This window comes from Janthinobacterium sp. LPB2021202312-11-4, from assembly GCF_037049705.1.
GTDB lineage: Bacteria > Pseudomonadota > Gammaproteobacteria > Pseudomonadales > Pseudomonadaceae > Aquipseudomonas.
In genome coordinates this window covers 37,956-48,900 of record NZ_JBAGKV010000038.1, presented here as the reverse complement: position 1 = coordinate 48,900, position 10,945 = coordinate 37,956, and the positions used below count along the sequence as shown (strand labels likewise).

At 60.4% G+C, this 10,945-nt stretch carries 13 protein-coding genes; 7 read left to right on the top strand and 6 right to left on the bottom strand.

Going from position 1 to position 10,945, the window contains the following annotated elements; all coding sequences use genetic code 11:
• Positions 1 to 215: 215 nt before the first annotated feature.
• The gene (locus V5E99_RS27645) at positions 216 to 1,181 is read left to right on the top strand and encodes a M29 family metallopeptidase (protein WP_499805508.1); all 966 of its coding nucleotides are present in this window, start codon (positions 216 to 218) and stop codon (positions 1,179 to 1,181) included.
• Positions 1,182 to 1,384: 203 nt separating this feature from the next.
• Here V5E99_RS27645 and rluB read toward each other — a convergent pair whose 3' ends face one another.
• The 6 genes from rluB to V5E99_RS27615 all read right to left on the bottom strand — a co-directional run bounded on the left by rluB (position 1,385) and on the right by V5E99_RS27615 (position 6,445).
• Positions 1,385 to 2,677 (bottom strand): 23S rRNA pseudouridine(2605) synthase RluB, encoded by a 1,293-nt coding sequence (gene rluB / locus V5E99_RS27640; RefSeq protein WP_499805506.1) that lies wholly within the window; start codon positions 2,675 to 2,677, stop codon positions 1,385 to 1,387.
• A 155-nt stretch (positions 2,678 to 2,832) separates the two neighbouring features.
• Positions 2,833 to 3,024, bottom strand: a complete 192-nt coding sequence (locus V5E99_RS27635; protein ID WP_499805505.1) for a DUF1289 domain-containing protein — start codon at positions 3,022 to 3,024, stop codon at positions 2,833 to 2,835.
• A gap of 103 nt (positions 3,025 to 3,127) precedes the next feature.
• Positions 3,128 to 4,108, bottom strand: a complete 981-nt coding sequence (scpB, locus tag V5E99_RS27630) for an SMC-Scp complex subunit ScpB (protein ID WP_499805504.1) — start codon at positions 4,106 to 4,108, stop codon at positions 3,128 to 3,130.
• Between the two features lie 11 nt (positions 4,109 to 4,119).
• Positions 4,120 to 4,938, bottom strand: a complete 819-nt coding sequence (locus tag V5E99_RS27625) for a segregation and condensation protein A (protein ID WP_499805503.1) — start codon at positions 4,936 to 4,938, stop codon at positions 4,120 to 4,122.
• On the bottom strand, positions 4,939 to 5,568 hold the full coding sequence (locus V5E99_RS27620) for an L-threonylcarbamoyladenylate synthase (RefSeq protein ID WP_499805502.1): 630 nt from the start codon (positions 5,566 to 5,568) through the stop codon (positions 4,939 to 4,941).
• A 13-nt stretch (positions 5,569 to 5,581) separates the two neighbouring features.
• Positions 5,582 to 6,445, bottom strand: coding sequence for a PHP domain-containing protein (locus V5E99_RS27615; RefSeq protein WP_499805501.1), 864 nt, complete (start codon positions 6,443 to 6,445; stop codon positions 5,582 to 5,584).
• An 87-nt stretch (positions 6,446 to 6,532) separates the two neighbouring features.
• Here V5E99_RS27615 and V5E99_RS27610 point away from each other — a divergent pair, with 87 nt between their 5' ends.
• From V5E99_RS27610 to V5E99_RS27585, 6 genes are all read left to right on the top strand, one after another.
• Complete coding sequence (locus tag V5E99_RS27610) at positions 6,533 to 7,129, top strand: septation protein A (protein WP_123509093.1); 597 nt, start codon at positions 6,533 to 6,535, stop codon at positions 7,127 to 7,129.
• A gap of 1 nt (position 7,130) precedes the next feature.
• Positions 7,131 to 7,430: a YciI family protein gene (locus V5E99_RS27605; protein WP_499805500.1), complete on the top strand. Its 300-nt coding sequence runs from the start codon at positions 7,131 to 7,133 to the stop codon at positions 7,428 to 7,430.
• Positions 7,431 to 7,540: 110 nt separating this feature from the next.
• Positions 7,541 to 7,954 carry an SH3 domain-containing protein gene (locus V5E99_RS27600; RefSeq protein ID WP_499805499.1) on the top strand — a complete coding sequence of 138 codons (414 nt, stop codon included), beginning with the start codon at positions 7,541 to 7,543 and terminating at the stop codon, positions 7,952 to 7,954.
• A gap of 7 nt (positions 7,955 to 7,961) precedes the next feature.
• Positions 7,962 to 8,639 (top strand): response regulator transcription factor, encoded by a 678-nt coding sequence (locus V5E99_RS27595; RefSeq protein WP_123509090.1) that lies wholly within the window; start codon positions 7,962 to 7,964, stop codon positions 8,637 to 8,639.
• 222 nt (positions 8,640 to 8,861) lie between these two features.
• Positions 8,862 to 9,311, top strand: a complete 450-nt coding sequence (locus V5E99_RS27590) for a Spy/CpxP family protein refolding chaperone (protein WP_499805498.1) — start codon at positions 8,862 to 8,864, stop codon at positions 9,309 to 9,311.
• A gap of 210 nt (positions 9,312 to 9,521) precedes the next feature.
• Positions 9,522 to 10,862: a sensor histidine kinase gene (locus V5E99_RS27585; protein ID WP_499805497.1), complete on the top strand. Its 1,341-nt coding sequence runs from the start codon at positions 9,522 to 9,524 to the stop codon at positions 10,860 to 10,862.
• Positions 10,863 to 10,945 lie beyond the last annotated feature (83 nt).

The following is a 10,945-nucleotide window of genomic DNA, read 5'->3' as shown; positions in this document are numbered from 1 at the left end:
GATTCACAATGCAAGCACTTGAAAAAGACTTGGAAACTGAACTGCAACTGGACGATTGGTTTGCAGCACCCACCCATGAAGCCGCCGTAGAAATGATGCAAGCCGACGCGGTTGTACCGTTCGGCACGGCGATGTGGCCTCTGTAAGACATCCCGGCAGGGACGATCCGGCCGGTCGTGCCTGCCACTTTTTCTCGGTTTGTCAGGGAGGACTACATGGATAAGCAACGCGCCATCTCGCATTTCCTTTACTACCTCGAACAGCATCCCGCCCTTGTCGGCATCAACCCGGCGAAGGTCCTGCTCGGCCACACGGCGGATTACGAGGCGCTGACCGGCGCCATCGCCGAGAAGGCCGGAAACAATCACCCCTTCAGCTTCAGCGCCATGCGCCTGGACCTGGAACCCACGGATTTACTGGCCCAGGCGATTGCCGACAGCGATCTGTACATTTTCTTCTACGACTCATCCACCCTGCCCAACCCCCGCCCCGACGGCCCGGAATTTGTCCGCGCGCTGCAAGGGGTGATGGCGCAAAACTGGAAAAAATCGCTGCTGTTCAAGGATTACGGCGATTACTTCTACGACACGTTCAGTGTCACCCCGCAGCGCATTGCCGGGTTGAATAGCCATTTGATTCAGCGCATGTCCCACGCGACCACTCTGAGTTTCAAAGATGATCACGGCTCATGGTTTGAAACACCGTTAAGCAGTATCAAGAAGTGGACGGACATCAACGGCGTCGGCAACTTTGACCTAGCGCCCGGCGAGATAGCGACTCACAGCGAAGCGATTAACGGCCAGGTGAAATTCATGGGGACGTTCCTCAGCACTATTCCGTTTGCGCGCAAGTACGGGGTATTGGAGTCGCCGCTGGAGTTGTGGATCGAGAACTCGACCATCAGCAAAATCGCCACGGATGTGCCGGGGCTGGAGCATGATTTCAATAAATACCTGGATGCCAATCCGTCCAACCGGCGCATTGAGGAACTGGGCATCGGCACCAACGAAGGCGTGAAGGCGCTCTATGCGCGCAACGCCGGGTTCGAGGAGCGCCATTGCGGCTTGCACCTGGGGTTGGGCGGTGGGGCCAAGGGCAGCCATCACCTGGACCTGATCTTTTCCGGTGGCGTGTTGGCGCTGGATGATGAGCCGCTGTTTGATGGGCGGTTTGTGTTTTAGGCGTTAACCCGGTGGTGATGCGGCCGACGCCTTCGCGGGCAAGCCTCGCTCTTACAAGGGCGATGCAATACCAGTAGGAGCGAGGCTTGCCCGCGAAGAGGCCCGAAACTTCACCCTGTCACTAAAGCCAGGCCAAAAAAAAACGCCAACCCTAGGGTTGGCGTTTTTTACTTGCAGCTTGCAGCTTGAAACCTAGCGCTGCTTCACTCCGGCTTACGACGACCAAAGCCTGGACGCTGACCCGAACCGGCCGGCGCACCACGGCGTTTGCCCGATGGCGCGTCTTTGTTGACCAGCACGATGCCCGGGCGTTTCTTCGCCGGTGCCTTGGCCGGGCGCTTGGTGTCGGCCGGGCGATCCGCCACTGGCGTACCGCGACTCGCATCACCACGAGCCTCACCACGGGGAGCACCGCGATCGCTACGACCACCGCTTGGCGCACCACGGCCTTCGCCGCGCTCGGTGCGACCGTTGGCCGGACGTGGCGTGCGTGGACCGCGCTCGCCATCAGCGCGTGGCGCTACAGGTTTGCGGGCAGGACGTTCGCCTTCGATATGCGGTTCACGGGTATCACGCGGCGTAGCAGCGGTCTGGTTACCGATGGCTGGACGCAACGAACGCACGCGCTCGGTCTTGCCCATCGGACGCGACGATTTACGCTGCATGCGATCGAGCTTGTCTTTGCTCTTGGCGTTCATCTGCGGCATGGCCACAGGGGTCAGGCCCACTTCAGCACTCAGAATGTCAACTTCGTACTGGCTCATTTCGCGCCAGCGACCCATCGGCAGGTCGGAGTTGAGGAACACCGGACCGAAACGCACGCGCTTCAGACGGCTGACCACCAGGCCCTGGGATTCCCACAGACGACGAACTTCGCGGTTGCGACCTTCCATCACCACGCAGTGGTACCAGTGGTTGAAACCTTCGCCACCTGGGGCTTGCTTGATGTCGGTGAACTTCGCCGGGCCGTCTTCGAGGACGACGCCTGCTTTCAAGCGCTCGATCATCTCGTCATCAACTTCGCCACGTACACGTACCGCGTATTCACGATCCATTTCGTAGGAAGGGTGCATCAGGCGGTTGGCCAGTTCACCGTCGGTGGTGAACATCAGCAGACCGGTGGTGTTGATGTCCAGACGACCGATGTTGATCCAGCGACCTTCTTTTGGTTTCGGCATCTTGTCGAAAACGGTCGGACGACCTTCCGGATCAAGGCGGGTGCAGATTTCGCCGTCGGGCTTGTTGTACATGATCACGCGGCGTACCGACTCGGCGGCTTCTTCGCGCTTGATCACGCGGCCATCAATGGTGATGGCGTCGTGCATGTCGACGCGTTGACCGAGGGTCGCGTCTTTGCCATTGACCTTGATGCGGCCGTGGCTGATCCAGGCTTCTACGTCACGGCGCGAGCCGACGCCGATACGGGCGAGGACTTTCTGTAGTTTTTCGCCTGCTGGGCCGATTTCCTGGTCGTCTTTCTGGTCGTTGATACTCATCTGGGCACCTCCCGGTGTGGTCTGTTCAGGCAGCTCTGAAGCGAGGGGCCTGAAGCGTTGAAAGCAGGGTCTCGGGCGAAGGGATCGCCGGAGGGTCGCGAATCATACGCTCATGAAGGCGTTCGCGCATCAGAGACTAGCTGATGAATGCCGACTTACTTGGTTTTCCGCCGACCGGTGGCACCGAGCTTGATCAAACGCAGGGCCGCTTCGGCGAGCACTGCGCGTTTGTCGGACTTGTCGAGTTTCTTCCAGGCCTTGATCTCGCGCTTGCTGCGGCCACAGCCGAGGCAAATGTCGTCGGTGAACTTGCAGACGCTGATGCAGGGGTCTTTGGTTGAGCTCAATTGTTGCCTCCAGGATCAAAAGATCGCAGCCTTCGGCAGCTCCTACATGGGAAAGGAGTGCGCCCGTAGGAGCTGCCGAAGGCTGCGATCTTTTAACGGCCCCTCAGTCGTCGAATTCCCGGCGTTCTGCTTCGATCGCTTCAGCCAGGGCACAGGCTTCAGCTTCTTCGTCGCTGAGTTCGGGCTCGGGTTTGTGTTGCTCCAGGGCGGCGACGGCGGCCAGGAGTTTTTCACGGGCTTCAGCCACACCGAGCACATCGTCTTCCGGCTCTTCTTCGATTGTGGCTTCGGGCTCGACGTGAAGTTCAACTTCGATTTCCGGCTCAGGCGCTGGCAGATCAAGGCCTTCCTGGGTTTCAGTCACCGCCCCGTCGCGCAACAAATCGTCGAAATCGGTCTTGAGCCCCTGTTCCATGTCATCCAGTTCCAGCAACAGCGTATGGAAACTGGTTTCTTCCTTGGGTTCTTCCGGTTCTGCGCTGGCGTCGGCCAATTCCTGCAACCCGGCCGGGACTGGCGCGTCGTCGAAGTCGAGCACCGGGTCAGGCTCCATCTCGCGCAGCTCGGCCAACGGCGGCAGGTCGTCTAGATTTTTCAGGTTGAAGTGATCGAGAAACACCTTGGTGGTGGCGAACATCGCCGGTTTGCCCGGCACATCGCGGTAACCGACGATGCGAATCCACTCGCGCTCCAGCAAGGTCTTGACGATGTGGCTGTTGACCGCCACGCCGCGCACGTCTTCAATTTCGCCCCGAGTGATCGGCTGGCGATAGGCAATCAACGCCATGGTTTCGAGCATGGCCCGGGAGTAGCGTTGCGGACGTTCTTCCCACAAACGGCCAACCCACGGCGAAAACTTCTCGCGGATCTGCAAGCGATAGCCGGACGCGACTTCCTTCAGTTCGAAGGCCCGGCCATCGCAGGACTTGGCCAGAATCGTCAGGGCTTTCTTGAAGACCGGCGGCTCCGGGCGCTCGCCTTCTTCGAAGAGTTCGAAAAGGCGTTCAAGGGATTGCGGTTTTCCCGAGGCCAACAGAAAAGCTTCAAGCAGCGGCGCCAGATCGCGGGGTTCAGTCAGGTTCATGATTCAACTCGTTATTCGGCTCGGGCCCGCACATGGATCGGCGCGAACGGCTCATTCTGCACCAGCTCGACCAAGGATTCCTTGACCAGTTCAAGGATCGCCATAAAGGTCACGACCACGCCCAGCCGCCCTTCTTCGGCGGTGAACAGCTCGACAAACGGCACGAAACCGCCGCCCTTGAGCCGTTCCAGCACGTCACTCATGCGTTCGCGGGTGGACAGCGCCTCGCGGCTGACCTGGTGGCTTTCAAACATGTCGCCCCGGCGCATCACCTCCGCCATGGACATCAGCAACTCTTCCAGGCTCACGTCCGGCACCAGTTTGCGCGCCCTGGCTTCGGGGGCGTCGAGCTTGGGCACTACCACGTCGCGACCGACCCGGCTCAAACCGTCGATGCCTTCGGCGGCAGCCTTGAAGCGTTCGTATTCCTGCAAGCGGCGGATCAGTTCGGCGCGGGGATCGTCTTCCTCGGCCTCGATAGTTTCCGCACGCGGCAGCAGCATCCGCGACTTGATCTCGGCCAGCATCGCGGCCATTACCAGGTACTCGGCGGCCAGTTCCAGGCGCACCGACTGCATCAACTCGACATAGCCCATGTATTGACGGGTGATTTCCGCCACCGGGATGTCGAGGATGTTGATGTTCTGTTTGCGGATCAGGTACAGCAACAGGTCGAGCGGGCCTTCGAATGCCTCGAGGAAGACTTCAAGGGCATCCGGCGGGATGTACAGGTCCAGCGGCATTTCCATGACCGCCTGGCCATAGACCATGGCGAAGGGCAGCTCTTGCTGGGCGCCGGCCTGACTGTCGACGGGTTCAACTGCGGACATCTACGCCTCGGCCATGAACGGCGTGGGGTCGCCGCAACCGACGCGGATCACTTCGGGTTCGCCGTCGGCCAGGTTGATCACCGTGGACGCCTTGATCCCGCCGAAGCCGCCGTCGATGATCAGGTCGACCTGATGCTCGAGCAACTGACGCATTTCGTAGGGGTCGCTCAACGGATCGGTGTCGCCGGGCATGATCAGCGTCACGCTCATCAGCGGCTCACCCAGTTCTTCCAGCAGCGCCAAGGCAATCGGATGGCTCGGCACCCGCAGGCCGATGGTGCGCTTTTTGGGGTGCAGCAACAGGCGCGGCACTTCCCGGGTGGCGTTGAGGATAAAGGTGTAAGGCCCAGGTAAATGGGCCTTGAGGATACGGAAGGTGCCGGTGTCGATCTTGGCGAAAATGCCCAGTTGCGACAGGTCGCTGCAAATCAGCGCGAAGTTGTGTTTGTCATCGAGTTGACGCAAGCGACGCACGCGGTCCACGGCGTTTTTGTCGCCGATCTGGCAACCAATGGCGTAGGACGAGTCTGTGGGATAAACCACCACCCCGCCGTTGCGGATGATCTCGACGGCCTGTTTGATCAGGCGCGCTTGCGGGTTTTCCGGATGAATCTGGAAAAATTGACTCACATTCTCTACCTGTTCAGACGGCGGCAATAATTGGGTCATGTTTGAATCGACACCAAAGTGGTGGCAGATCCTCCGGAACCGGGCGGTATTCACCGATTTCCGACCAGCCTCCAGGGCCATGAAAATCACTGCCGGCGCTGACCAGCAGACCGAACTCGCGAGCAAGAATGGCCAGGCTGCCGACCTGTTCGGCGGGCTGATGGCCATTGACCACTTCGATAGCGTGGCCCCCTGCTTGAATATAGTCAGAAATCAGGCGACGGCGCTTGCTGCGGGTGAAATCGTAATGCCACGGATGTGCCAGGCTGACCCAGGCACCGGCGGCGCGCAGGGTCGCGACGGTGTCTTCCAGGGTCGGCCAGTGTTGCTTGACGTCCCCCAGCTTGCCGGCGCCCAGCCATTTGCGGAACGCCTCGGCGCGATCCTTGACGAAACCTTCGCGCACCATCCAGTCGGCAAAGTGCGGACGGGCCGGCGCGTTGCCGCTGTCGCCCAACGCCTGCTGCATCTCCCGGGCCCCTTCCATCGCTCCGGGCATGCCCTTGAGCGCCAATTTGCGGCTTATTTCTTCGGACCGTAGCCAGCGGCCATCGTGCAATTTGGCAATCGCCTCGACCAACGGTACGGCATTCACGTCGAAACCGTAGCCCAGCACGTGAATGGTTGCGCCGCCCCACGTGCAGGACAACTCGACACCGTTGACCAGTTGCATCCCCAGCGCCGTCGCGGCGCTGCGGGCCTCATCGAGGCCCTCAAGGGTGTCGTGATCGGTCAAGGCCAGGACTCGCACGCCTTTCTCGAACGCACGCGCAACCAGTACCGCAGGCGCCAGGGCGCCATCGGAGGCCGTGCTATGGCAGTGCAAATCAACATTCACAGGGCTTTGTAACCTCAACTCAGCTGGCGCTATCGCGCGCCAATATGTTTGTTATTATGCCGACACATCCTGCTTCTGGCTGCCACTGTGAAACAATTCATCGACTTCATCCCGCTCCTGCTGTTTTTCATCGTCTTCAAAATCGATCCACGGGTCGTCGACATTGCCGGTCATGAGGTCACTGTAGGCGGTATTTACAGCGCCACCGCGATGTTGATCATCAGTTCCCTGGTGGTGTACGGCACCCTCTTCATCAAACAGCGCAAGCTGGAGAAGAGCCAGTGGCTGACCCTCATCGCCTGCCTGGTCTTCGGTAGCCTGACCTTGGCGTTCCACAGCGAAACTTTCCTGAAATGGAAAGCCCCGGTGGTCAACTGGCTGTTCGCCCTGGCGTTCATTGGCAGCCACTTCATCGGCGACCAACTGCTGATCAAACGCATCATGGGCCACGCGCTGACCCTGCCGGATGCGGTCTGGACCCGACTGAACATCGCCTGGATCGGATTTTTCCTGTTCTGCGGCGCCGCCAACCTGTTCGTCGCGTTCACCTTCCAGAACTACTGGGTCGACTTCAAGGTGTTTGGCAGCCTGGGCATGACGTTGCTGTTCCTGGTCGCCCAGGGTATCTACCTGTCCCGCCACCTGCATGACGCCGACACCACCACGCCAAAAACCGAGGACTGACATGCTTTACGCCATCGTTGCCACAGACGTCGCCAACTCCCTGGAAGCCCGCCTGGACGCACGGCCCGCGCACCTTGAGCGCCTGCAAGCGCTGAAAAGCGAAGGCCGCATCGTACTGGCCGGCCCGAACCCGGCCGTGGACAGCAATGACCCGGGCGCCGCAGGTTTCACCGGCAGCCTGATCGTTGCCGAATTCGATTCCCTGAGCGCCGCGCAAGCCTGGGCCGATGCCGACCCGTACATCGCCGCAGGCGTCTACGCCAACGTTTCCGTGAAGCCGTTCAAGCAAGTCCTGCCGTAAATTGTCCCCCCGCGATGAACCTTGTCGGTTCATCGCGCTCTCAATCGCTCATTATTCTCGTTTGCCTGCCGACAACTTGCCCAATAACTCGATTGGAATCAGGAGTCGTGATGCGCAAGGGTCCGTTGTGTCTGATGTTGGTGACGTTGTCGATCGTGGCCCCCGCGCACGGTGAAGAAGCTGCCGCCGGCAGTAATTCCACACCGCTGTCGTTGAGCGCTGGCAGCCAGATCAGTGAGTTGCAGCAGCGCTTGAAAGCGAGCGAGCAGCAACGAGAAGAACTGAACAAACAACTGCAAAGCACCAACGGTGAGCGTGAAAGCGCCCAGTTGAGCGGGTTGCGCCAAGAGAACCAGCGCTTGAAGCTGCAACTCAAGGAAGCCCTGGCCAGCGGTCCGCTGCCGCGCCTGTTGACCGATCAGCAACAATGGTTCGTCATCGGCGCCGGAGTAGCGCTATTGGCCCTGCTCTGCGGTATCTTTGCCAGTGGAGCAAGTCGAAAACGTCGGCAATGGCTAAATTGAGTGAGTCATGAGCGAGCTGTTACTTATTGATGATGACCAGGAGCTGTGTGAGCTCCTGAGCAGTTGGTTGAGTCAGGAAGGTTTTGTGGTCCGTGCCTGTCACGATGGCCAGAGTGCCCGCCGTGCGCTGGCCGAAACCTCCCCGGCCGCCGTGGTGCTGGACGTGATGCTGCCCGATGGCAGCGGCCTGGAATTGCTCAAGCAACTGCGCAGCGATCACCCGGACTTGCCGGTGCTGATGCTCTCGGCCCGGGGCGAACCGCTGGACCGCATCCTCGGCCTGGAACTGGGCGCCGACGATTATCTGGCCAAGCCCTGCGACCCACGGGAACTGACAGCCCGGTTGCGCGCGGTATTACGCCGCAGTCATCCGGCGGCCGTGTCGAGCCAGCTCGAACTCGGCGACTTGTGCTTCAGCCCGGTGCGCGGCGTGGTCAGCATCGATGAACAGGAATTCACCCTCACCGTCTCCGAAAGCCGTTTGCTCGAAGCCCTGATCAAGCAACCCGGCGAGCCCCTGGATAAACAGGAACTGGCGCAGATCGCCCTCGGTCGCAAGCTGACCCTGTACGACCGCAGTCTGGACATGCACGTCAGCAACCTGCGCAAAAAGATCGGCCCGCACCCTGACGGCCGCCCGCGCATCGTGGCCCTGCGGAGTCGCGGCTACTACTACAGCCTCTGAATCTGCGCCCATTCCCCTCGTAGGAGCTGCCGAAGGCTGCTCCTACGCGGACCGCGTCAAATCGGCGCGCGTTGCGTAATGGTCAGCAAAAGTGCTGGATTTGTCAGGACGACACAAAATCGTCTTTACCCAAGCTTTACGCTCCACTGACCGCCGCTGACCTTGATCTCCGTAATCTGAACTCATCCGGAACGTACCGGGAACGAGACAAGGAGATTCACCATGCGCAAGACTCTTATCGCTCTGATGTTCGCCGCCGCCCTGCCGACCGTTGCCATGGCCATGCCTGAAGGTGCCGGCCCGATGGGTGGCCCGATGGACGGCCCGCGCCACGGCGGTCAGATGCATGACATGCACGGCAAAGGCCCGTACAGCCAGTTGGACCTGAGCCGCGAACAGCGTGATCAGATCCGCAAAATCATGGGCGAGCAGATGCACGATCGTAAGCAACTGGTCGAAAAATACCTGGAGAAACTCTCCCCAGCCGACCAGAAAGCCATGAAAGACGAAATGACCGCCAAACATCAGAAAGCCGAAGCCGATGTGCGTGCGGTGCTGAAACCGGATCAACAGAAGAAATTCGACGAGATCCAGAAAAAACAGGCTGAGCGTCGCGCCGAATGGGCCGAGTTCAAGGCCTGGAAAGCGCAACAGCCGCAAAAAGCGCAATAATGCGTTAACCCCGGACCCAACGGTTTACACCGTTGGGTCTTTTGCCATTCTGTTCAATGTGGAAGCGGCCCCCTGTAGGAGCGAGGCGTGCCCGCGAAGGCAATTTCATAATCAACAGAGATGTTGAATATTAAATTGCCTTCGCGGGCAAGCCTCGCTCCTACAAGGGTTCGCTCCCACATGGGATGTGTGTTTGCTTGAGGATTTTCTGTGCGCTCATTGTTCTGGCGTATTCTGGCCAGCTTCTGGCTGGCCATCGCTCTGGTTGCAGGGCTTTCCATTCTGCTGGGGCACATGCTCAACCAGGACGCGTGGATTCTCAGCCGCCACCCGGGCCTCAACACCCTGGCCGAAGAGTGGACGCAAACCTACGAAGCCCAGGGCGAAGAGGCCGCCCAGGACATTCTCGAACAGCGCAAACGCCAATATCACATCGACGTTCAGGTCCTCAACGAGAGTGGCGACCCGGTGGTGCGTGGCACGTTCCCGCGTCGGGCCGCCGCGTTCGAAGCGCGGCAGAACGACGATGATCGCCGCTTGCCATGGCGGCGCCTGACCGCCGAGTACACCAGCGAAAAAACCGGCAACACCTACCTGCTGATCTACCGCATCCCGCACCCGGAGCTCGACTCCTGGCATCGCGAAAGTTTGCTCTGGCCGTTGAGTGCACTGGGTATCGCGCTGGTGGTGCTGACCCTGTTCAGCCTGTTGGTGACGCTGTCGATCACCCGTCCGCTCAGCCGTTTGCGCGGCGCGGTGCATGATCTGGGGCAAACCACTTATCAGCAGAACAGCCTGGTCAAACTGGCCAACCGACGCGATGAATTCGGTGTACTGGCCAACGATTTCAACCGCATGGGCGCCCGCCTGCAAAGCCTGATCGGCAGCCAGCGCCAGTTGCTGCGGGATGTGTCCCACGAACTGCGCTCACCACTGGCCCGCTTGCGTATCGCGCTGGCGCTGGCCGAGCGCGCCAGCCCTGAAGAGCGGGAAAAACTCTGGCCGCGCCTGACCCGCGAGTGTGATCGGCTGGAAGCGTTGATCAGCGAAATCCTGGTGCTGGCGCGGGTCGATGCGGACAACGCCAGTGCCGAAGAGGTCGACCTCAACAGCTTGTTACAGACCCTGCAAAAGGACGCGCAACTGGGTTTCCCGGAGCAGACCGTGCGCCTGGACGCCGAACCGCAGCTGAACCTCAAGGGCTGGCCGACCATGATCGAGCGCGCCGTGGACAATCTGCTGCGCAATGCCCAGCGTTTTAATCCGGTGGGCCAGCCGATTGAAATGCAGGCTTCGCGTCAGGGCGAGCGGATGGTGGTCAGCGTGCGCGACCATGGCCCAGGGGTAAACGCCGAGCATTTGAACCTGCTGGGCGAACCGTTCTACCGCGCGCCGGGGCAGACGGCGGCCGGACATGGCCTGGGGCTGGCGATAGCGCGGCGTGCAGCGGAACGGCATGGCGGCAGTCTGGTGCTGGCCAATCATCCCGATGGCGGGTTTGTGGCCAGCCTGGAATTGCCGTTGGTGCCGGGGGCTGTTGTTCAGCCGTAATGGGGGGGTGATGCTTAAAGATCGCAGCCTCGTTTTACTCGACAGCTCCTACGGGGCGATGTGTAAGCCCGTAGGAGCTGTCG

What these genes read in the sequence shown, in the direction of transcription:
- scpB (WP_499805504.1), bottom strand. Translation starts at nt 4,108, where the DNA reads ATGAACCTGACTGAACCCCGCGATCTGGCGCCGCTGCTTGAAGCTTTT.
- V5E99_RS27625 (WP_499805503.1), bottom strand. Translation starts at nt 4,938, where the DNA reads ATGTCCGCAGTTGAACCCGTCGACAGTCAGGCCGGCGCCCAGCAAGAG.
- rluB (WP_499805506.1), bottom strand. Translation starts at nt 2,677, where the DNA reads ATGAGTATCAACGACCAGAAAGACGACCAGGAAATCGGCCCAGCAGGC.
- V5E99_RS27645 (WP_499805508.1), top strand. Translation starts at nt 216, where the DNA reads ATGGATAAGCAACGCGCCATCTCGCATTTCCTTTACTACCTCGAACAG.
- V5E99_RS27605 (WP_499805500.1), top strand. Translation starts at nt 7,131, where the DNA reads ATGCTTTACGCCATCGTTGCCACAGACGTCGCCAACTCCCTGGAAGCC.
- V5E99_RS27600 (WP_499805499.1), top strand. Translation starts at nt 7,541, where the DNA reads ATGCGCAAGGGTCCGTTGTGTCTGATGTTGGTGACGTTGTCGATCGTG.
- V5E99_RS27590 (WP_499805498.1), top strand. Translation starts at nt 8,862, where the DNA reads ATGCGCAAGACTCTTATCGCTCTGATGTTCGCCGCCGCCCTGCCGACC.
- V5E99_RS27595 (WP_123509090.1), top strand. Translation starts at nt 7,962, where the DNA reads ATGAGCGAGCTGTTACTTATTGATGATGACCAGGAGCTGTGTGAGCTC.